Annotated in this window: 20 protein-coding genes and 3 pseudogenes; 8 read left to right on the top strand and 15 right to left on the bottom strand. The window is 33.7% G+C overall.

Going from position 1 to position 21164, the window contains the following annotated elements; all coding sequences use genetic code 11:
- Positions 1–131: 131 nt before the first annotated feature.
- The 5 genes from ABWU62_RS06900 to secG all read right to left on the bottom strand — a co-directional run bounded on the left by ABWU62_RS06900 (position 132) and on the right by secG (position 3550).
- Positions 132–563 carry a hypothetical protein gene (locus ABWU62_RS06900; RefSeq protein ID WP_353287940.1) on the bottom strand — a complete coding sequence of 144 codons (432 nt, stop codon included), beginning with the start codon at positions 561–563 and terminating at the stop codon, positions 132–134.
- Between the two features lie 242 nt (positions 564–805).
- Positions 806–1213 carry a nucleoside deaminase gene (locus tag ABWU62_RS06895; protein WP_353288185.1) on the bottom strand — a complete coding sequence of 136 codons (408 nt, stop codon included), beginning with the start codon at positions 1211–1213 and terminating at the stop codon, positions 806–808.
- A 21-nt stretch (positions 1214–1234) separates the two neighbouring features.
- Positions 1235–1600: a hypothetical protein gene (locus ABWU62_RS06890; protein ID WP_353287939.1), complete on the bottom strand. Its 366-nt coding sequence runs from the start codon at positions 1598–1600 to the stop codon at positions 1235–1237.
- Positions 1601–1622: 22 nt separating this feature from the next.
- Positions 1623–3230, bottom strand: coding sequence for a CTP synthase (locus ABWU62_RS06885; protein WP_353287938.1), 1608 nt, complete (start codon positions 3228–3230; stop codon positions 1623–1625).
- A complete protein-coding gene (secG, locus tag ABWU62_RS06880) occupies positions 3227–3550 on the bottom strand; it encodes a preprotein translocase subunit SecG (protein WP_353287937.1) in 324 nt (107 codons plus the stop codon). Before secG ends, ABWU62_RS06885 begins: the two co-directional genes overlap by 4 nt.
- 116 nt (positions 3551–3666) lie before the next feature.
- Between secG and ABWU62_RS06875 the strand changes: the two genes are divergently transcribed.
- Entirely contained in the window at positions 3667–4191 is a 525-nt protein-coding gene (locus tag ABWU62_RS06875; RefSeq protein WP_353287936.1) for a gamma carbonic anhydrase family protein, read from the top strand.
- Between the two features lie 27 nt (positions 4192–4218).
- Here ABWU62_RS06875 and ABWU62_RS06870 read toward each other — a convergent pair.
- From ABWU62_RS06870 to ABWU62_RS06855, 4 genes and pseudogenes are all read right to left on the bottom strand, one after another.
- Positions 4219–5242, bottom strand: a pseudogene (locus tag ABWU62_RS06870) (IS4 family transposase); the annotation flags it as partial.
- Positions 5243–5328: 86 nt separating this feature from the next.
- Positions 5329–5796: a hypothetical protein gene (locus tag ABWU62_RS06865; protein ID WP_353287935.1), complete on the bottom strand. Its 468-nt coding sequence runs from the start codon at positions 5794–5796 to the stop codon at positions 5329–5331.
- 81 nt (positions 5797–5877) lie between these two features.
- Complete coding sequence (locus tag ABWU62_RS06860) at positions 5878–6198, bottom strand: hypothetical protein (protein ID WP_353287934.1); 321 nt, start codon at positions 6196–6198, stop codon at positions 5878–5880.
- A gap of 129 nt (positions 6199–6327) precedes the next feature.
- Positions 6328–7152 (bottom strand): hypothetical protein, encoded by an 825-nt coding sequence (locus ABWU62_RS06855; protein ID WP_353287933.1) that lies wholly within the window; start codon positions 7150–7152, stop codon positions 6328–6330.
- Between the two features lie 396 nt (positions 7153–7548).
- Here ABWU62_RS06855 and ABWU62_RS06850 point away from each other — a divergent pair.
- Both ABWU62_RS06850 and ABWU62_RS06845 read left to right on the top strand, forming a co-directional pair.
- Positions 7549–8374 (top strand): annotated as a pseudogene (locus ABWU62_RS06850) (IS110 family transposase); the annotation flags it as partial.
- 84 nt (positions 8375–8458) lie between these two features.
- A protein-coding gene (locus tag ABWU62_RS06845; RefSeq protein ID WP_353287090.1) for an IS630 family transposase occupies positions 8459–9464 on the top strand; the annotation gives its coding sequence in 2 pieces (ribosomal slippage) (positions 8459–8920 and positions 8922–9464; 1005 coding nt in all).
- On the opposite strand, the gene ABWU62_RS06840 is transcribed toward ABWU62_RS06845, so the two are convergent.
- Positions 9461–9787: an ankyrin repeat domain-containing protein gene (locus tag ABWU62_RS06840; protein WP_353287932.1), complete on the bottom strand. Its 327-nt coding sequence runs from the start codon at positions 9785–9787 to the stop codon at positions 9461–9463. The genes ABWU62_RS06845 and ABWU62_RS06840 overlap by 4 nt on opposite strands.
- Positions 9788–9829: 42 nt before the next feature.
- On the opposite strand from ABWU62_RS06840, the gene ABWU62_RS06835 reads away from it, so the two are divergent.
- A protein-coding gene (locus ABWU62_RS06835; protein ID WP_353287093.1) for an IS5 family transposase occupies positions 9830–10622 on the top strand; the annotation gives its coding sequence in 2 pieces (ribosomal slippage) (positions 9830–10093 and positions 10095–10622; 792 coding nt in all).
- A gap of 289 nt (positions 10623–10911) precedes the next feature.
- Here the strand turns inward: ABWU62_RS06835 and ABWU62_RS06830 are convergent.
- From ABWU62_RS06830 to ABWU62_RS06820, 3 genes are all read right to left on the bottom strand, one after another.
- Positions 10912–11917 (bottom strand): IS630 family transposase gene (locus tag ABWU62_RS06830; RefSeq protein WP_353287646.1). Its coding sequence is split into 2 segments (ribosomal slippage): positions 10912–11454 and positions 11456–11917, totalling 1005 coding nucleotides; the frame shifts between segments, so codons are not numbered across the junction.
- Positions 11918–11968: 51 nt separating this feature from the next.
- Positions 11969–12283, bottom strand: coding sequence for a hypothetical protein (locus ABWU62_RS06825; RefSeq protein WP_353287931.1), 315 nt, complete (start codon positions 12281–12283; stop codon positions 11969–11971).
- 2 nt (positions 12284–12285) lie between these two features.
- A protein-coding gene (locus ABWU62_RS06820; RefSeq protein WP_353287930.1) for an IS630 family transposase occupies positions 12286–13291 on the bottom strand; the annotation gives its coding sequence in 2 pieces (ribosomal slippage) (positions 12286–12828 and positions 12830–13291; 1005 coding nt in all).
- Here ABWU62_RS06820 and ABWU62_RS06815 point away from each other — a divergent pair.
- Positions 13285–13683 (top strand): hypothetical protein, encoded by a 399-nt coding sequence (locus ABWU62_RS06815; RefSeq protein ID WP_353287929.1) that lies wholly within the window; start codon positions 13285–13287, stop codon positions 13681–13683. The two genes, ABWU62_RS06820 and ABWU62_RS06815, sit on opposite strands and share 7 nt — an antisense overlap.
- 29 nt (positions 13684–13712) lie before the next feature.
- Positions 13713–14945 carry an IS256 family transposase gene (locus tag ABWU62_RS06810; RefSeq protein ID WP_353287648.1) on the top strand — a complete coding sequence of 411 codons (1233 nt, stop codon included), beginning with the start codon at positions 13713–13715 and terminating at the stop codon, positions 14943–14945.
- On the opposite strand, the pseudogene ABWU62_RS06805 reads toward ABWU62_RS06810, so the two are convergent.
- Positions 14886–15716, bottom strand: a pseudogene (locus ABWU62_RS06805) (ankyrin repeat domain-containing protein); the annotation flags it as partial. The gene ABWU62_RS06810 and the pseudogene ABWU62_RS06805 overlap by 60 nt on opposite strands.
- A 95-nt stretch (positions 15717–15811) precedes the next feature.
- Here ABWU62_RS06805 and ABWU62_RS06800 point away from each other — a divergent pair.
- A protein-coding gene (locus ABWU62_RS06800; RefSeq protein ID WP_353287646.1) for an IS630 family transposase occupies positions 15812–16817 on the top strand; the annotation gives its coding sequence in 2 pieces (ribosomal slippage) (positions 15812–16273 and positions 16275–16817; 1005 coding nt in all).
- Here ABWU62_RS06800 and ABWU62_RS06795 read toward each other — a convergent pair.
- Positions 16814–17134 (bottom strand): ankyrin repeat domain-containing protein, encoded by a 321-nt coding sequence (locus ABWU62_RS06795; protein WP_353287928.1) that lies wholly within the window; start codon positions 17132–17134, stop codon positions 16814–16816. The genes ABWU62_RS06800 and ABWU62_RS06795 overlap by 4 nt on opposite strands.
- A gap of 884 nt (positions 17135–18018) precedes the next feature.
- On the opposite strand from ABWU62_RS06795, the gene ABWU62_RS06790 reads away from it, so the two are divergent.
- Positions 18019–20934: an ankyrin repeat domain-containing protein gene (locus ABWU62_RS06790; protein WP_353287927.1), complete on the top strand. Its 2916-nt coding sequence runs from the start codon at positions 18019–18021 to the stop codon at positions 20932–20934.
- Positions 20935–21164 lie beyond the last annotated feature (230 nt).

Below are 21164 nucleotides of genomic sequence, written 5' to 3'. Positions count from 1 at the left end.
ATTAATATTTTTAACTAGATTACATGAAGAGCTGGATCCCAGTTTCAAGCACTGGGATGACACCCTTATACTTGACTGACTATAACACTTAAGAAGTTTAGTGCCAGAAACCAGGTTATACAACGGATACTTCATCTGCCTTTTCCTTTATGTTTACCCTTAGTTGAAGACTGAGCTTTTATAAACAGCTCCCAAAATCCTTTTTTATCACCTTCTCTGTGTATCAATTGTGCAAAATGCTTCATTAAACCACTACCCATCATAACCATCTTTGTCCATTTACCTAGCGGTTTTGCTATATCAACTATTTCTAGATCTTCTTTGTAAACTTGCATATCTTTTTGCTTCTCGCTTAGCATTTCCTGTTGTTTCATCAACTCTTTTTGCTTATTTTTTTGATATAATTCATTAAATTTTCTATTTTCTTCCCACTCTTCTTTGAGAACTTTTAGAGGAAATATAATTTTTCTAATGTGATTTTTGTATATTTTTCTCAAAAAGAGAAATACTGCAATTATAGCAAGTAATATCGTGCTATATGTAATGATCTGTCCGAGCGGCATTTTTATACTCAGCTTATTGGCAAGCGGTATTTACAATTATACCATAACTATAGAAATTTTATAATTTTTTTTCTGAATAAAGATAGTAGACAAAAACTTTCTGAAGGATAAAAGGAATGCATAAGCTTAAAAACTCTCAGGTTTTAATGCTGGATAAAGCAACTTCTGCGCTTAAGTGATAACCTCGTACAAAAAGCAAGTTAATGCAAAACAGAACAATAATCATAATCACACAGCTTAAACTAAGTTCTTAGTTTCTCAAAGAAATCTTTTAACAAAAGAGAACATTTTGTTTCTAATATTCCACCATAAACTTCAGGTATGTGGTTACAGAATTGAAATGTTCTAGTGCCGTTTTCAACTCCTCCACCTTTTGGATTATAAGCTCCAAAGTACAGCCGTTTAATTTTTGCAAAAGAGATAGCTTGAGCACACATCGGGCATGGCTCTAATGTTACATACATGTCAGCTTCATAAAGCGTGGAAGTTGAAAATGCTTGTTTAATTGTTAACATTTCTGCATGTGCAGTTGGATCATTAGAGATATTGTGTGCAGAGGAGATTATATTGTTTCCACTAACTATTACAGCACCTATTGGCACTTCGCCATCTTTCTGAGCAAGTTTTGCTTGCTCTATGGCAAGTTCCATGTATTGGTACTTGAACATTCGTTACTTATTTACAATGATTTCTTTTTTAAATTTTCTTATCTCTCGCAAGTTGTAAATTTTACTTCTTGGTTTTAGCTTAGCAACTCCTTTCAAATTAGCGTAATTATGCTCGCTGTGAATTTTGCTCAGTTGCTTTAAATACCAGTCATATGTTTCTTGTTTTAAGTATTTCTCTACTTCTTTTTTTGACTGAAATTTATTTACTTCTTTTACTTTACCTATTTCCTCTATATCAAGCATATCTTCCATGGCTTGTTCCTCTTCTAATTTATCTAGTATTCTCTCTATATCTATGCAGTCCTTTTTTATTATTGTAGTTCCAGAGTTAATTTTATTCTCATCGCTTAAAAAAAATCCTGGAAGCATTTTACCTCTTGTAACCTATCTATTAAATTCTATTATTAATAGCTGCCTTAATAAATGATGTAAAGAGAGGATGAGGAGAAAATGGTCTTGATTGAAATTCTGGATGAAATTGCACACCAATAAACCATGGATGATTTTCTAACTCTACTGCCTCTATGCATGTTTTATCTTCCGATATACTACTGCATATCAGTCCATTCTTTTCTATATCATCTTTATAATCTAAATTAACTATATATCTGTGCCTGTGCCTTTCTGAAATAGTGACATTACTATACACATTTGCCATTTTGGAATTTGGACTTACATTACATTTATATGTTCCAAGTCTCATAGTCCCACCAAGATCAACGTTTTTATCGCTAGCTAGCTTAATGATTGGGTGCTTACAGGTACAAAATTCTTCAGAGTGTACATCTTCAAGCTTAATGACATTGCGAGCAAATTCAATCACTGCAAGCTGCATACCAAGACATATTCCCAAAAATGGAATGTTATTTATACGGGCGTAGTTTATTGCTAATATCTTACCTTCTACTCCATTATCACCAAATCCCCCTGGGACAAGGATTGCATGAGAATTTTGTAATTTTTCTCTTATAAACTTTGCATCTATAGATTTTCCATTCTCTTCTCTTGAGTTGACCCAATTTATCTTCACTCTAGCTTTATTACTAATTGCACCATGGTTTAATGCTTCAATCAGTGATTTATATGCGTCAGGAAATTCAGTATATTTTCCTACTATGGAAACGATAACTTCTTGTGTTGGATGTCTCATAGAGTGTACTATTTGGTCCCATTCAGGTAAGCTTGGTTTTGGCTTACTTAAGTGAAAGTGATCCAAAATTTGTGTCCCGAGCCCACATTGATTATACAAGGACGGTAACTCGTATATATGATTTACATCAGGAGCAGGTATTACGTTAGATAAAGAAACATTGCAAAGATTGGCTATCTTTTCTTTTTGGTTATCGGAAATTTCTTTTCCACTGCGACATAATATAATATCCGGTTGTAATCCCATAGAGTTTAATTCTCGAACTGAATGCTGTGTTGGTTTTGTCTTTGATTCTTGCGCTACAGTAAGATATGGTATTAAGGTTAGATGAATAAGGATAACTCTTTGCTTTCCTAGTTTATAATTAACTTGGCGTATAGCTTCCAAAAACGGTTGGCTTTCAATATCACCTACGGTTCCACCTATTTCGCATATTACAAAATTTAAGTCTTCCGTATCATTAAAAATAAAAGATTTGATTAAATCTGTCACATGAGGAATAACTTGTACAGTTTTACCCAGATAATCACCACGCCTTTCCTTCTTTAATAATTCATTATATACTTTACCAGTTGTTATATTGTCATCCTTAGTTGCTTTAATTTTAGTAAAACGCTCGTAATGTCCAAGGTCTAAATCAGTTTCAGCACCATCCTCAGTAACAAATACTTCCCCGTGCTGAGCTGGGCTCATTGTTCCAGGATCAATGTTGAGATATGGGTCAAGCTTTCTGATGCGAACCTTGAATCCATGAGCTTGAAGAAGTGCGCCCACACTTGAAGCAACTAAACCCTTACCAAGTGATGAAACAACTCCACCTGTAACAAAGATAAACTTGGTTTCTTTCATTGATTTTCAAATGGAACAGAAGTTGATTGGCCTTCTTGCTTCTTTTCTGATATAATCTTCTCTTCAATTAATTTTTTATGTACATCTTTTGAACATAATCCTGATAGTAACAGTGTATTTATAATAAACAGTCCAGCAACTATAGAAGTTATTCTACTTAGTGAATTTTCAGAAGACTTTACCGGAATTATTGAATTCATTCCCTGCTGTGAATTACTAAAGCCACTTAATGAACTACTTCCAGGTGGCTGCAGAAGCACTAAAATTACCAATACAACAACTAATATTATTTGAAGCACACTAAGTACTGTTACTGACATTATGAATAGAGCTAAAAATAAAGACTTTAGGAGCATAAGGCTCATAAGTCAAGAATATCTTTACCCGAGTAACTTGACTACTGGAATCCAAGTATGTATTAAACCCTATTTAAATTATGAGCTATCACATTTTAAAATACAAAGATTATGAACCAAAAATGGATGAAAGTTCTTTTATCGCAGACGGTGTGCGTATCATAGGTAACGTTGAAATAGGAAGGAATGCGAGTATCTGGTTTAATTGTGTGATCAGAGGAGATGTTGGATCAATCAAAATAGGTGATGAAACGAATATTCAAGATGGCACCGTAATTCATGTAGATAGAAATCCAGGCGGCGACACGATTATTGGTAGTATGGTGACGGTTGGACATTTTTGCATATTACATGCATGCACGGTGCATGATAAAGCATTTATTGGTATGGGTTCTACCATAATGGATCATGCGATTGTGGAGTTTGGAGCTATGGTAGCTGCTGGTTCACTGGTGACACATGGAAAAGTGATAAAAAGTGGTGAAGTATGGGCTGGCAGGCCAGCAAAATTCTTCAAAAAAATGTCAGATGAGGAAATTAAACATATTATGCAGTCAGCACAAAATTATGTTGTATTGATGAAGGAGTATAAAGCTACATGCTAGACGGGAGTGTTAAATAAACCATACGCGTCAAGTTAAGAGATTGTAAGTAAATTCATTCAGGGAAGTTAAGGTAGATACTCTAGTTTTTCTGTACTTGTCTTTTAATGAAAATCGAGACCAAGTTATGGTAAGCTTTTTAAGAAAAACTTTCAAACTATTAACTTTATTCTTTAGTGCTAAAAATAACTCTCTAACCCGCCTTTTTAGCTCAATAAATGCCTTTGTTAAGCTAAGTTCTGTATTCTTTTTCACTTCTGTGCAACCAACTATGCTGTGAAATATAAGAATTGCGCACAATTTAGCATATAGTTCACATAATACTCTGCATGGCTTTCCTTTTAGCTTATCAAGTCTGATATGGCTTTTATACAATTTAAATAATTTGCCACCTTACTCTGTAAATCGTTAATACTTGCTCAGCACTAATTTTATTTTCTGGAACATTAGTTTTGACCAGTTCAACAATTTTTGATTTCTTTTAGAGGATGTATATCCCTGCGATCTTGCTAATCTATTAGCTTTCCTTCTTCTGGCCATATTCAGTTAGTTTCTGACATATAATTCTTACTCTAATTTTTGCTTCTTTTCCTAACAATACCTCGTTTTCTAAAAATAACTTATCCTCTAAACATTCTAATAACTCCATTTTTTGATTTGTTTCTACATCATATATGTTGGTATCGGATTTATAACGACTTATGAAATAAGCTCCTATTTCATTGATTTGTTTAAAAGAACTTGGCACAAAATAACCGAGATCAGATATTAGCAAATCATTGCTTAATATATTACTTAAATGTTTCCTATATCCCTGGTCTGATCTTACTCCCTCCGTTAAATTAAGTTGGTCTATTATCTGATTCATGTAGTCGAAAACTAATTGTAACTTTATTCCAGACTTAGTATTGCTTTCATAGCCACTGTAGCTAGTACCATAACCTTTATACATCTCTTCCATATTGTTAGGTAGAGTAATATAGCTACTGTCCAATAATTTAACACTATTAAATAGCTGTAAGATTTTGCAATCAACTTGCAAGATATTTTTAAACTGTGCCTTATCAAGTTAATACTGGGAGGATACTAGTATGAAGCCTTTTCTGGTAAATAAAAAGGCTTCATTTTAAGCAATGGAATTTAAATAGCTGCTTGTCTATTAACTCCTGTAGTAATTTGTATGCTTTCCACACTTGTTGAAGGATAAAATCCTTTTATTACTTCAGAGCCTTCTCGCCTTAAATATGACAATGCTCCATATAAAGGCTTTGCTTCGTATTGTCTACCTACTTTTACCTCTTTATGTGCAGTTATTTGATCCCAAGTGACATCACCTTCAATAAACTCTACAGAACCATCATCACTAATGCTGATTTTTATCTTACACTCTTTTCCTTCAGCATACCAATTTAAAGCAATATAATATGAGCCATTAGCTACTTCATAAATTCTTACTCCATTCTCATCAACTCTGCAGCGTATTCCTCTTGTTTCACACTTGCTTTTACTAGGCAGTAATAATGTAATTCCATCTACACCATATTGCTTGCATATATCATTATTTAGAATATCAACTACATTTACTGGTTTTGTAAGATCGCTGAGCATAATTCTGAGTGCAGGTTTAATCTTACCTTTCTTTCTACTTTCTTTAATTCCTATATATTCTAAAGTATTGTCTTTTATACTTTAATTTAAATTTTGTGCAATTTTGTTAGCAATTTTGCCTACAATATTTTTGCTATCGTACTTATTGGCATACTTGTACTCATACCTGCCATTAACCTCATACTTATACTTTTCCTGCCCTTCTTCATTAGGAACCACAGTAGAAAAGTGTTTAAACCACATTTCATCATCATCAATACTAACTTCTTCGTTCTTATCTTCAGAATCTATAAGTATTTTATTATCTGGGCTCACATTTTCAAAGAACTTATCCTTTGTACGCAAATAAAAATTTTCATTTTGACCAAGAGTTTTAATTAGACCTTTAGGATTATCTAGCATGTATACCTTCACACATTAACTATATAGAAGTATATATCAATGTTGATCTTCTCGGTCAACATTAAAGTTTAAATTTTTTATGAAAAAAACAGCTTCTACAAAAATTTATAAAAGCTCCCATATAGAAAACTAACGCTGAATAGAAGAACCAGCTCCTTTGACATCCGCTTTTGTGATATCTGTCAAAGGTTTCACCGACTCAGAGCTCTCTTCTTTTACCTCTGAAGCAAATTCTTTAAGCGCAGATTTTGCTTCAGTACTTTTTTTCACAAGGTTTTCTATTTTAGAATTTCCGTGCATTTTTACTTCTTCACTAGAACTTCTATACTGCGACTTATCAAGAGAAACTAGCTCTGCTAAAGTCATTTTCTTATTTTTAACACCACCAATTCTGATTTTTACATCTTTATTTTCCTCGAGATCTTCAAAAGTTAAATCCTCACTTATATTGTCACAAGTTACTGTACCATCATTACTGATATTCACAATAATGCTGCAATCTTCATTGCCTACCTTCCAACTAAATTGGATTGAATAGGATCCATTGATTACCTCGTAAAGTCTGCATTTATTTTTGTCTAATGAGATGCGTAATCCTCTCTCCTCTTCTGGAGAGTTTAACAGCGTAACAGCTGTAACTTTTGGATCAGCACGACAGGAAACATTTCCAAGAAATGATTCATCAATTTTTAATTGTTCTGAATCCTCGCTCAATAACAACCATACAGTAAACGATTTATCCTTCCTTCCCCTTAATTTTATATTTTTTATAGAACTAAGAGGTATGTGTTTAGTAATTTCCTTTTGAATTTCATCAATAAAAAATTGAGTTTCTTTATCATTTTTGTCTAAAAATTTTTTCTCATTTAGGTGATGTTCAGATGATTTAGAAAGATTTTCTACAGCACATTTGTAAGTGATATATTCATATTTACGTGTGTGCTTATTTATCACCACTGGATTCTTATCCGATATTGTTCCAGAAATGTTTTGACTACGAAGGACTGGAACTATAACTTCTTCAGAATTTTACTTTTCTTCTCACTGGACCAAATCCAGTTTCTTAAAGCATTTAACATAATAACCTCCATATTAATGCCATAATAAATTTAGCATACCAATATAAACTTGTATCTTGAAAAAAGCATCTAATGTTTTAAGCTTAAGCATTAGTTGGAGAAGGGAGGAACTCTGATATAAACCTTAGATATAAAATCTGTTTTGCAGATAAGAGCTCCCCCTCAAAAGTATAGGCTGGACGGCGTCTTAGAAAGACCTAAATGGTTCTAATTCTGTATTAACAAGGTTAGCCTTACTTTTCATTTTTAATGGTAACGTATGGGGTTATATATGATCAACAACTTTCTTGGCATAGATGTATCAAAAGATCGCTTTGATGTTTTTCTCTCATTTATAAGTAAAAAAGGAAAACGTGAAACTAGGAAAAGGAGCTTTAAGAACGATGATCATGGTTTTCAAGGTTTACTGAGCTTTCTACAAAAACATAATGTAGAACAAGTAAAAGCCTGCATGGAAGCTACCGGTTGTTATAGTGAAGCTTTGGCTGAATTTCTACACAATACTGGACATTTTGTTAGTGTTGTAAATCCTTATTGCATAAAATCCTACGCAAGAAGTAAGCTTACACGGCAAAAAAAATGATCAGACTGATGCAGAAATTATTGCTGATTGTTGCCAAAGACAGGAACCTACTCGTTGGATACCACCTTCTCCTGAACTGAAAAAATTAAAACATCTTTATCGTTGCTCGGTTGCGTTAAAAGATGAATTGATATTAGTAAATAACCACTTAGAAAAAAAAGAGAGACTGCCCAAAGAAGTTGCAAATGCTTGGGAAGACCTTGCAATGAATATAGCTCAAAAAATAGAAACAATAAAAAACTCCGTACGTGAACTATTAAAGCAACACAAAGAGTTGTTGGAAAATTTTCAACTTCTACTGACTATTCCAGGCATAGGAGAGGAATCAGCAGTAGCTATTTTAGCTGAGGTTCCTGACATAGAAGTTTTTAGAAATGCCAGACAATTGGCAGCATATGCAGGAGTTATACCGAGAAATATAACATCAGGTTCATCTGTATATGCCAAACCCAGATTAAGTAAATCCGGTTCACAACCATTACGTAAGGCACTTTTCTTTCCTGCCATAGTAGCTTATACCAATTCCCGCTATACAAGCAACGAATAGACAATAATGGAAAAAAAGCCATACTGGAGTAAGTAAAATAGCGAGGTTTAGATGGCATTAAGATCAAAATTATTGGATGAAAAAGTGGTGGAATCAGCAAAAGAGATGTTGAAGAAAGTAAGAAATAATGCGTATGTTGCAAAAAAACTAAATGCTGTAATTGCAGCAAAAAAGCACAGTATAACAGCTGTAGCAAAAATATGTTGCATTTCGAGAAAGGCAATTACTACATGGATAAAGCACATAAAATTTGGAAGAGAAGAAAAATTATTTTCTCCACCTCAACGCCGTAGAAAAACTATATTGAACCAAAGTCAACTTGAACAAATTGAGGTGTGGATAGAGGAAAACCCCAATATTACTATCAGAGAAATGAGAATAAGAATCCAAGAAAGATTTGGTTTGAATATCAGCAAATCCACAATACATCGTAATATGCAAAGAATGAAATTCTCATATATCACACCAAGACCAGTTCATAGTGGACAGGATAAAAATAAGCAAGAGGAGTTTAAAAAAAAACCTCAATGAAACTATTGTCATGCATTCTGAAAAAGAGCTATTTTTCTTCGATGAATCACGGTTTGGTACACATTCAAAAGTTGGACATGGGTGGTTTAAAAAAGGCAGTAGGACACAGGTTAAGGTAAAATTAGGTAGGGAAAATTTTTATCTCTATAGTGCAGTTAATCCCAGAAATGGAGAGAATTTTAGCTTATTTGCACCAAACGTCAACACTGCTTGTATAAATATATTCCTTGAACAGATGTCGCAATATTTAGGAATACGAAAGGCTTTTCTCGTGATGGATTGCGCTAGTTGGCATAAGTCAAAAAGTTTAAAGATACCTAAAAATATCGAAATTATATACCTACCACCATACTCACCTGACCTCAATCCTGTTGAGAGGTTTTGGTTATATATAAAACAGAACATTTTGCGCAATAAAATCTACGATACAATTGTTCTGCTTGAGAGCGCTTTGTGTAAATTTATTACCTCTCTTTCCCCTTCCACGGTTAAACAACTCTGCAATGCTTCTTATTTGGTTCATTAATAATGAGAGTTGGTATTAGTATTAGGATTTGCTCCTTGCTTTAATAGAAACTCAACAATTTCTAAATGACCTTGATCTGCAGCAGAATGCAGTGCTGTCCACTTAAATTTATTGGCAGCATTTACATCAATGCCCTTTTCTACTAAAAATTTCATAATTTCTAAACATCCTTTTCCTGCAGCATAACGCAATGCTTTTTTGCCAATACTTACATTGTTTTGTATCAAGAGCTTGATATTTTCTAGGTCACAAGTTTCAGATGCAATTTCTAATTTAGTAATGCTATCTTTGTCTCTCTTTTTAGAACCTGTACATGATCTCAAGAAAGGAATAAACTAAGAGATAATGTATATAAGTTAGGATATATGAGGAGTGTATACCCAAGTGATATAAGTCGGGAAAGATTTGAGATTATATTACCAGATCTAGAATCCTGTAGAAAAAAAACAAAACCAAGAAAACTGGATTTATATGAGTTATTTTGCGGTGTACTTTATGTGCTAAAAAGTGGCTGTCAGTGGCGAATGCTACCAAAAGAGTTTCCAAAATGGCGCAATTGTTACGATTACTTCAAGAGATGGAGTAAAAAACCGAATGAAGATAGAGAAAGTGTTCTAGAAATTGTCTTAAAAAAAATTAGTTGGAGAGGTTCGTTTCAACAGTGGTCGGAATACAAAAACAAGCTTCTGCATCATTGATGCTCAAAGTGTAAAAAACACCGATATTGCTGAAGAAAAAGGTTATGATGCCGGCAAGAAAATTTCAGGAATAAAGCGTCATATTGCAGTAGATACGCAAGGTTTGCCACATGCAATTTATATTACTACAGCTAATATCGGAGATCGTACTGCTGCTGTAGAGATGATTTGTAACGCAAGAAAAAATCTTTCCGAAGTTCAAAATATACTAGTTGATGCAGGTTATACAGGAGAAAATTTTGCAACTCAAATAAAAACGACTATTGGTGCAACCGTTGAAGTAATAAAACGAAGTGAATTACATACCTTTGTTGTATTGCCAAAAAGGTGGGTTGTAGAGCGTTCTTTTGCTTGGCTGGAAAAGTGTAGACGGTTATGGAAAAATTGCGAGCGTAAACTCAATACTAGACTACAAATGGTCGTTCTAGCTTTTACTGCCTTGCTCCTCAAAAGATTATGAACAGGCTCTTAGATAATGAAATACATACGATTACAATACATACTGCCAGTGCTATTAATAAAACTAGTCTATTTTTATGTATGATCGAATTTATGCTCATGTATTATACATTTTTTAGAATTAAATAATCATTTGCTTAAGTTTCACTTAAACAGCTTTGCTCACTGTTGCCTCTACTATAGTTTGATATCCTCTATTATTCAGAATATGTTCTGCCTTGCTAATTACCCATTCACCTTCAATTTCCTGACAAAATCCTGAAAGGCTGATCTTATACCAACTCTCATTATTAATGAACCAAATAAGAAGCATTGCAGAGTTGTTTAACCGTGGAAGGGGAAAGAGAGGTAATAAATTTACACAAAGCGCTCTCAAGCAGAACAATTGTATCGTAGATTTTATTGCGCAAAATGTTCTGTTTTATATATAACCAAAACCTCTCAACAGGATTGAGGTCAGGTGAGTATGGTGGTAGGTATATAATTTCGATATTTTTAGGTATCTTTAAACTTTTTGACTTATGCCAACTAGCGCAATCCATCACGAGAAAAGCCTTTCGTATTCCTAAATATTGCGACATCTGTTCAAGGAATATATTTATACAAGCAGTGTTGACGTTTGGTGCAAATAAGCTAAAATTCTCTCCATTTCTGGGATTAACTGCACTATAGAGATAAAAATTTTCCCTACCTAATTTTACCTTAACCTGTGTCCTACTGCCTTTTTTAAACCACCCATGTCCAACTTTTGAATGTGTACCAAACCGTGATTCATCGAAGAAAAATAGCTCTTTTTCAGAATGCATGACAATAGTTTCATTGAGGTTTTTTTTTAAACTCCTCTTGCTTATTTTTATCCTGTCCACTATGAACTGGTCTTGGTGTGATATATGAGAATTTCATTCTTTGCATATTACGATGTATTGTGGATTTGCTGATATTCAAACCAAATCTTTCTTGGATTCTTATTCTCATTTCTCTAATAGTAATATTGGGGTTTTCCTCCATCCACACCTCAATTTGTTCAAGTTGACTTTGGTTCAATATAGTTTTTCTACGGCGTTGAGGTGGAGAAAATAATTTTTCTTCTCTTCCAAATTTTATGTGCTTTATCCATGTAGTAATTGCCTTTCTCGAAATGCAACATATTTTTGCTACAGCTGTTATACTGTGCTTTTTTGCTGCAATTACAGCATTTAGTTTTTTTGCAACATACGCATTATTTCTTACTTTCTTCAGCATCTCTTTTGCTGATTCCACCACTTTTTCATCCAATAATTTTGATCTTAATGCCATCTAAACCTCGCTATTTTACTTACTCCAGTATGGCTTTTTTTCCATTATTGTCTATTCGTTGCTTGTATAGCGGGAATTGGTATTAGCTTCTGCAAATAATTCTGGATTACCAGGAACAGTTACATTTAAATTTGATGTACTACGTTTTAGTTGTTTTAACTTGGCTGCTGCTGCACTAATTGCTGATTCTGCGGTAGAGTAAAGCGTTTGCAGGGTATGACTTGGACCCTCATTTCCCACTTTCTCTTCTATAGTTTCTCCCTTTTCATAACTATGCCATTTTGCAATAACAGATCCATATTTGTTACGCACATTAAAATTTACCTCCCAATTTATAATATCTTTAGGTGTAATACCAACTCTCATTATTAATAAACCAAATAAGAAGCATTGCAGAGTTGTTTAACCGTGGAAGGGGAAAGAGAGGTAATAAATTTACACAAAGCGCTCTCAAGCAGAACAATTGTATCGTAGATTTTATTGCGCAAAATGTTCTGTTTTATATATAACCAAAACCTCTCAACAGGATTGAGGTCAGGTGAGTATGGTGGTAGGTATATAATTTCGATATTTTTAGGTATCTTTAAACTTTTTGACTTATGCCAACTAGCGCAATCCATCACGAGAAAAGCCTTTCGTATTCCTAAATATTGCGACATCTGTTCAAGGAATATATTTATACAAGCAGTGTTGACGTTTGGTGCGAATAAGCTAAAATTCTCTCCATTTCTGGGATTAACTGCACTATAGAGATAAAAATTTTCCCTACCTAATTTTACCTTAACCTGTGTCCTACTGCCTTTTTTAAACCACCCATGTCCAACTTTTGAATGTGTACCAAACCGTGATTCATCGAAGAAAAATAGCTCTTTTTCAGAATGCATGACAATAGTTTCATTGAGGTTTTTTTTTAAACTCCTCTTGCTTATTTTTATCCTGTCCACTATGAACTGGTCTTGGTGTGATATATGAGAATTTCATTCTTTGCATATTACGATGTATTGTGGATTTGCTGATATTCAAACCAAATCTTTCTTGGATTCTTATTCTCATTTCTCTAATAGTAATATTGGGGTTTTCCTCTATCCACACCTCAATTTGTTCAAGTTGACTTTGGTTCAATATAGTTTTTCTACGGCGTTGAGGTGGAGAAAATAATTTTTCTTCTCTTCCAAATTTTATGTGCTTTATCCATGTAGTAATTGCCTTTCTCGAAATGCAACATATTTTTGCTACAGCTGTTATACTGTGCTTTTTTGCTGCAATTACAGCATTTAGTTTTTTTGCAACATACGCATTATTTCTTACTTTCTTCAGCATCTCTTTTGCTGATTCCACCACTTTTTCATCCAATAATTTTGATCTTAATGCCATCTAAACCTCGCTATTTTACTTACTCCAGTATGGCTTTTTTTCCATTATTGTCTATTCGTTGCTTGTATAGCGGGAATTGGTATAAGATTTTAAGAGGGTTATCTGCTGCAAGTAAAGTTTTAGGTAGGGTAGCAATAGTTACTATGGTTGCTGATGTGTTGATAACAATTGGTATAGAAATTCATGAGAGAATAGAGTATACAAAAGCAATAGCAGAACAAGTACCTCTATTACCTGGTGGTGAACAAGCAGAAGTGTTTTTTGCAGGGGTAATCAAGTTTTTTACAGGAAGAGATGTAGAAAAAGAATATGAAGACACAATTAGAATAAAGGGTTATTTAAATTATGTAGGGAACGTTCAAAAAAGTGTGTCAAACCGAAAAAAAAAGTAATAAATTGATATAAAAAATGGAGGTTTGATATGAGTCAAGCAAATAGAACTACTGGTTTGGTAGATTATAAAGAATTAGAAACAAATATCCTGTCATCTATACGAGAAGGAAGACCATTGACAGGAAGAGATGGAGCATTAACACCGTTTATAAAAAGGTTGCTAGAGGCAAGTCTGGAAGGTGAAATAGAAAGCTACATGTCAGCTGAAAGTGAAGAAAATAACCGAAGAAATGGGAGAAACGCAAAAACTTTACGCACGAGTGCAGGCTCATTTGAGCTGCTAACACCAAGAGATAGGGAGGGAAGCTTTGAACCACAAATAGTCAAAAAAAGGCAAACAAGCCTACATCCAGAACTTGAAGCAAAGGTCTTAAGCACATATGCCAGTGGCATGGGATACAGAGATATAGCTTCACATGTTGAGGAAATATATGACCACAAAATATCAGCAGCAGAGATATCTAGTATTACCGATAAACTGCTACCAGTAATCAATGAATGGCGCAGCCGCCCACTGCAATCAGTGTATCCAATAGTATTTATGGATGGCATGTTTTTTAAGGTCAAGGAGGACGGACATTGCATAAGTAAATGTATGTATAATATATTGGGCATAAATCAAAATGGCAGAAAAGAAGTATTAGGTTTTTATTTGGCTGAAAGTGAAGGAGCTAACTTCTGGTTGGGAGTACTAAATGACCTCAAAGAAAGAGGAGTAGAAGATATTCTAATTGCCTGTATTGATGGGCTAAAAAGCTTTCCTACCGCTATAAATAGTGTATTTCCTAAAGCAGAAGTACAGCTATGCATAGTGCATCAGATAAGGAATTCACTGAAGTATGTATCTAGCAAAGATGTAAAAGTTTTCATAAATGATTTGAAAAAAATATATCGTGCTTCAAGTAAAGAGATTGCTGAGAATTATTTGCTTGAGCTGGAAGAAAAATGGAGTGAAAAATATCCCTTGGTTACAAAATCATGGCAAAACAATTGGGAAAATTTGTCTGGTTATTTTAAGTATTCTGGACCAGTTAGGAAGCTGATTTACACCACCAATCCAATTGAGGGATTGCATAGACAAATTAGGAAATTTACTAAAACTAAGGGCTCATTTACTAATACAAATGCCTTGTACAAACAGGTATATTGTGCTATAAAAAAGGTAGAGCAAAAGTGGACTACAGCTTTGCCTAATTGGGCATTAACTATGTCTCAGCTTGACATTTTCTTTCCCAACAGACTGAAAATTGAGTTGAACTAAAAATGCGGCTTGACACAGTTTATTTAACACTTCCACACTTTTCTCAAAATTCTCTATGATGTTTAATGCATACCCCTGTGCTTCTAGTGGAAACATAGACTGATCTACCGTAAAAATGTACTTCTGACCTATGATTTTCTTTGTAAATACATCTAATGAAAAGAGTGTGCCATTCATATCAATACCTTGAACTGTAGTAATAGCTTTAGAAGGTTGAGAATGCTCGACACCTATAGTGGGCTTAAAGGAAAAAGAGATAAACTGAGAAACACTTTTAACAGCATCTATCCAAAAAGATGGTTTGCTTGCTCCGCTTGTAGCTCTCCCTTTATTATAGTCTACCTCATCATTTTGCAATAAATTTTTTGATACATTTTCTCTGACCGTTACCTCAGGCTGATTCCCTGAATCTACAAAAAGAGGTTCATGTGATGGATGACGGCGATCATACTCTCCATGGTGGTGACGATGCTTATGTTGTACAGATTCTCTTTCTCTATTGAGCTTTTCCTCTAAGTATTTCACAATATTATTATGTTTTCTATCTCTAGCGATATCTAGTGGTGTTATACCATCCTTATTTTTAGCATTGGTATTGGCCTCTTTCTCTACAAACCTTTCTACTATTTCTGCGTAACCATAGCTAGCATTAAAGTACATAGGGGTATTGCCATATCTATTCTTCGCATTAGCATTAGCTCCTTTCTCTACAAGCTTTTTTACCATACTTAAATTACCATAATCTGCAGCCAAGTACAGAGAAGTAGCGCCATCATTGTTCTTATACTAATTCCCGCTATACAAGCAACGAATAGACAATAATGGAAAAAAAGCCATACTGGAGTAAGTAAAATAGCGAGGTTTAGATGGCATTAAGATCAAAATTATTGGATGAAAAAGTGGTGGAATCAGCAAAAGAGATGCTGAAGAAAGTAAGAAATAATGCGTATGTTGCAAAAAAACTAAATGCTGTAATTGCAGCAAAAAAGCACAGTATAACAGCTGTAGCAAAAATATGTTGCATTTCGAGAAAGGCAATTACTACATGGATAAAGCACATAAAATTTGGAAGAGAAGAAAAATTATTTTCTCCACCTCAACGCCGTAGAAAAACTATATTGAACCAAAGTCAACTTGAACAAATTGAGGTGTGGATGGAGGAAAACCCCAATATTACTATTAGAGAAATGAGAATAAGAATCCAAGAAAGATTTGGTTTGAATATCAGCAAATCCACAATACATCGTAATATGCAAAGAATGAAATTCTCATATATCACACCAAGACCAGTTCATAGTGGACAGGATAAAAATAAGCAAGAGGAGTTTAAAAAAAAACCTCAATGAAACTATTGTCATGCATTCTGAAAAAGAGCTATTTTTCTTCGATGAATCACGGTTTGGTACACATTCAAAAGTTGGACATGGGTGGTTTAAAAAAGGCAGTAGGACACAGGTTAAGGTAAAATTAGGTAGGGAAAATTTTTATCTCTATAGTGCAGTTAATCCCAGAAATGGAGAGAATTTTAGCTTATTTGCACCAAACGTCAACACTGCTTGTATAAATATATTCCTTGAACAGATGTCGCAATATTTAGGAATACGAAAGGCTTTTCTCGTGATGGATTGCGCTAGTTGGCATAAGTCAAAAAGTTTAAAGATACCTAAAAATATCGAAATTATATACCTACCACCATACTCACCTGACCTCAATCCTGTTGAGAGGTTTTGGTTATATATAAAACAGAACATTTTGCGCAATAAAATCTACGATACAATTGTTCTGCTTGAGAGCGCTTTGTGTAAATTTATTACCTCTCTTTCCCCTTCCACGGTTAAACAACTCTGCAATGCTTCTTATTTGGTTCATTAATAATGAGAGTTGGTATTAGCATTAACATAAGCTCCTTTCTCTATAAGTTTTTCTACCACATTTAAATGATCATTAATGGCAGCCAAATGTAGAGGAACGTAGCCATTATTGTTCTTAGCATTAACGTCAGCTCCTCTCTTCATAAGCTTTTCTACCACATTTAAATGATCATTAATGGCAGCCAAATGTAAAGGTGTTAAGCTATCATTGTCTTTAGCATTAACATCAGCACCTTTATCGAGAAGGTCTGCAACTCGATTAGCATCCCCACTATCCACAGCGGCAAGTAATTCATTATCATAAGCACCGAAAGTCATCTAGTCCTCTATATAAAACCACCTAATTTAACGAAGCAATACAGCTACCTTATAGTATGAAGAAAAATACCATTATTATGCTTACTGCACATAAAAAATTAATAATTCAATATGTTTTTATCAAATTACTTCATCTTCAAAACTTGTCAACCCCTATTTAAAAATTTTCTATGCAATGAATTGCTATTAACTTATTAGTAATATTCAATAATAATTGAGTTAACATGGCCACTTTCAGCACCCAAAACGAGCAAGTGTGAGAGCTTTTTGTTTTGAAATGCCTTGGTCTACCATGTGTACCGTACGAACTTTTTTATACGGTAATTTTATTATACGCTAAAACTAGCTACATTGGTTCACTTTAGCTAAATCTATATACGAACTGTTTTGCATAATTTTATTGCAAAGATTTCAAACTTCTATTTTTATAACCTTATTTTTAAGCTGCTTGTTCTCACAAAGATACGCCCTTTTTTGAAGGAGTAAACAATTGAATTTTTTATAACACTAACTAGCATGGTACTTTCACTAAAATATTTTTTGAAAAAGTTAGTTGACTTGTAAATAGTTCTCTACTAATATTGGCATGTATTTGTTTATTCTGCTGAAGTTGCTCCATACAGGTTTGCTGTAAAAACTTCAGCAGTTTCCGTACTCCTTTAAAGCATCATATTCCTATATATTAAATATAGCTGGTGTTCTCAATTTTGTTGATCTATAGTAAAATTGGCTAAGACTTCCAGTAATAAACAACTTTTAACCTAGCAGTACTCACCATAAAAACTTAACAAAAATATGAGTAGTAAAAAGATTATGTTGAAATTAACTTGACACATACTACACATTCTATATAATATATTCTATATCTAGGGCTAGCAGGTAATATGGGTATAGGGTCAGTAAAATATATTTCAGAACCTATCAGTGAACAAAGTAAACACACTGATGAGCAAAAACTGAAGTGTGACCTAAGCGCTGGACAAGAGTGTTCAGAAATAGGTAGCCCAAAAACAGAAGCAACTGAATTACCAGTAGATAGTTATTATGAATTCATTAAGCGAGATTTATTTTGGGCTGATAGAAGTTTGATAGATGATAAAAAATACTTAGAGGATTTAATAGATGAGTGGCTTATTCATGCACCTAACTTAAAACTGGGAGAGAGTCAAAAAGAGTTAAATCAAAAATTACTCAATAGTATTATAAAAGATTTTAATATGGGAAATTATGACTCATTTTCAAATCTTAAGCAATTTTTAGAAAGTAACGAGAAAAATAAAGACCTGAAGTATGTTCTTAATCTAAAAAGAGGGCATCTAGGAACAACAGTATTGAATGTGTTTGTCGCACACGATGAAGCCATTCATCCTCTTCTCAAAGCTGGTGCTGATCTAAATATGCAGGATAATAAAGGTAAAACACTTTTGCATGATACTGCTATTTATTCCAGTGAGTATGAAGGTCTAAAGTATCTCTTAGATGCAAAAACTGATCCAAATATACAAGATAAAAAAGGTAATACACCTTTACACTATTATGCTGCTAATTGTAATGATTATAGCAGAAAGGTTATGGATTTACTCATAAGCAAAGGAGCTGATTTAAACATAAAAAATAACAATGGAAAGACCCCACTGCAAATTGCAATTGATAGCAACAATATTATAGAGTGTTTTTTAACTGACAACCAAAAAAAGTTAAGAGACCAACTACGTAAAATGGTTAAAGCTACAGATTCTGATGAAGATTGGGATAATCCTTATGGTCCAGGTGTTGAAGATCTGAAAAAATTTTTAGATAAACATAAAAATAACCAAGATTTAAAGATAGTTTTAAATGTTAAGGGTGATAGTTCAATTTGGCCGTTTTGTCAATTTCCTGATGTAAAAGCTTTACTCTTAAAAGCAGGAGCAACTGACTTTGTAGGTAATAAGCAAGATAATTGTGAAAAATGTGATAGTCTCTTGTCAGAGATGTATCAAACAAATCAACTTGCTAAGCTAAATAAGTTTTTGAGTAAGGTAGTAAAAGCTAAAAGCATGATTGAACTACAGGAAGTTGTAAATGAGATTATAGCTTCTGGAATGAGATTAAATTTTGCTAAAGACAAAGATTATTACTTTGCAGATCACGTACTAGAAAAAATTGCTAAGTTAGAAGGAAGCTATGGAATTGCCAGTGATATAGTATGTGCATTAATATCGAGAGGAGCAAAGTTAAAAAACTCAGATAGTTTAAAAGTCATTGATACAATAGAACGAGAGTTTAAAGATCATAAAGCTAATGTAATCAAGGCTCATGTAGAGTACATTAATTATGCTGAAGAATTTTTTAGAGTTGCAAAGGATGCTACCAGTGGTCAACTGTGTGATGGAAAAATCGATAACAGTGTATCTTACTTAGAATACTCAGAGGATAGTATAATAGATGTTGGAAAAATCACAGATAGAACAAGGAATTTAGGAATACCTCAAGGAGAAAAAGGATATGGAAGGAGTGTAATAAAAATTGGCAAAAGTGAGGTGGAAATTATAACCCAAGATGGCATAAGGAATTACACAGATCTTACAGAAGGCAGCGATATAGTATTAACTTTCTATACCAGTTTGGGAAATATAGACGTTAGACTGTATCCTGACGTACAAGATAAAAGCAAAATTATAGTAGAAGTGAGTAATAGAGAGGAAGTATTGGAAAAATTCAAAGGTCATGAAGAAGAATTAGGCGAGGATTGTGTACTTGGTGATTATGATGTCTACTATGCTATTGAACAGGGATATTTTGAAAGGTCTGGAAAATTAATGCATCCTGAAGTAATAAGCGAGTCTAACAACAAATGGACAGAACGTGAAGAGTTAAGAAGGGATTCTATGGAGGAAATTGCTAGAAGGCATAAGTTATTACAAGATTTACGCAATATTGAGTCTAATATTGTAAAAAAGGAGAAGAATTTTGACGTAAAAACTTACCTGATAGATATCTTTAAAATTTTATCTAGGTTCTATGAAGAAAAAGGGGATATTTCTAAAACAGACTTAGCTAAAGCAGCAGAAAAGGAAAGTAAAAAATTGGGGTTAGAAGGTAAATACAACTGGAGTAAAATTTTTGGTTTAGAGGAAGAAATTATTGAAAAGGCAGAAAAACAAGGTGATAAAGAGCAAAAATCAAACATACCTGATGACTTCTATTTAGGGCACGCAATCAATAATGGAAGCTGTTTTTTTGATTCATTCAGGCAAAGTCTGGAACAACAGAAGGGAATCAAAGTTACTGTAAAGCAGTTAAGGAATGAGTGTAAGAGATTTGCACAAGACAATCCTCCAGAGTGGTTTATAAGTAAAATTGGCAATGACTTTGATGAGGTTGAAGGTGAGTTCGTAAATCGTGGAATTACGTGTAACCAATATATCAATAGCATTGGAAAGAATGAATTTTGGGGACGTTCCGATATCGAGGGCAGAATACTTTGTGATAAGTATGGTGTGAAATTGCATGTTGCAGAAAGTAACCCATTGCACACTATTGATAAGCAACAAGATCCGTTCTTGCATCAGTTAATAGATAGCTCAGGATCAAAAGCAGGTAAGATAGATTATAGTCACAATAGTGTCTTACATATGGTAAATGGAGGCCATGATCATTTTCAACCCCTACTTTATAGAAATAAGGCCTTGGCAAAACAAACGCAAGAACAAAAAGATTCCTTATGCTATTCAAGCTTGCCAAGCTGTAGTATGGATGAGTTAAAGATAGAAAAAGCATCTCATCAACAGAAGGCACTGCTTGTAAGTAGACCATAGCTTTGTATATGATTTGTTACACAGCAATGATGGGAGAAGTTTATTTAGTAAGTTGAAAAAGAAACTATTTTATTTAAATAAGTTTACTTAATGTTTATGGATTTTCAAGTACACTCTCAGATTCAAAAGGGGCTATAGATTGCTCGACATGTACTATTTCCTGGAGTTGTGTGCTGAAGTTTAGAGTATTGCCTTTTTTGATGTTTAAAGAATTTTCCTCCAGATCTACC

This window comes from Wolbachia endosymbiont (group B) of Gerris lacustris (genome assembly GCF_964028355.1).
GTDB lineage: Bacteria > Pseudomonadota > Alphaproteobacteria > Rickettsiales > Anaplasmataceae > Wolbachia.
Note: the sequence above shows the minus strand (reverse complement) of the source record. Positions and strands in the feature narration are given on the sequence as shown.

Excerpts from the sequence above, each read along its gene's own strand:
- ABWU62_RS06900 (WP_353287940.1), bottom strand. The coding sequence starts at position 563 with ATGCCGCTCGGACAGATCATTACATATAGCACGATATTACTTGCTATA.
- ABWU62_RS06895 (WP_353288185.1), bottom strand. The coding sequence starts at position 1,213 with ATGGAACTTGCCATAGAGCAAGCAAAACTTGCTCAGAAAGATGGCGAA.
- ABWU62_RS06890 (WP_353287939.1), bottom strand. The coding sequence starts at position 1,600 with ATGCTTCCAGGATTTTTTTTAAGCGATGAGAATAAAATTAACTCTGGA.
- ABWU62_RS06885 (WP_353287938.1), bottom strand. The coding sequence starts at position 3,230 with ATGAAAGAAACCAAGTTTATCTTTGTTACAGGTGGAGTTGTTTCATCA.
- secG (WP_353287937.1), bottom strand. The coding sequence starts at position 3,550 with ATGTCAGTAACAGTACTTAGTGTGCTTCAAATAATATTAGTTGTTGTA.
- ABWU62_RS06875 (WP_353287936.1), top strand. The coding sequence starts at position 3,667 with ATGAGCTATCACATTTTAAAATACAAAGATTATGAACCAAAAATGGAT.
- ABWU62_RS06865 (WP_353287935.1), bottom strand. The coding sequence starts at position 5,796 with ATGCTCAGCGATCTTACAAAACCAGTAAATGTAGTTGATATTCTAAAT.
- ABWU62_RS06860 (WP_353287934.1), bottom strand. The coding sequence starts at position 6,198 with ATGCTAGATAATCCTAAAGGTCTAATTAAAACTCTTGGTCAAAATGAA.
- ABWU62_RS06825 (WP_353287931.1), bottom strand. The coding sequence starts at position 12,283 with ATGAGAGTTGGTATTACACCTAAAGATATTATAAATTGGGAGGTAAAT.
- ABWU62_RS06815 (WP_353287929.1), top strand. The coding sequence starts at position 13,285 with ATGCCATCTAAACCTCGCTATTTTACTTACTCCAGTATGGCTTTTTTT.
- ABWU62_RS06810 (WP_353287648.1), top strand. The coding sequence starts at position 13,713 with ATGAGTCAAGCAAATAGAACTACTGGTTTGGTAGATTATAAAGAATTA.
- ABWU62_RS06795 (WP_353287928.1), bottom strand. The coding sequence starts at position 17,134 with ATGACTTTCGGTGCTTATGATAATGAATTACTTGCCGCTGTGGATAGT.
- ABWU62_RS06790 (WP_353287927.1), top strand. The coding sequence starts at position 18,019 with ATGGGTATAGGGTCAGTAAAATATATTTCAGAACCTATCAGTGAACAA.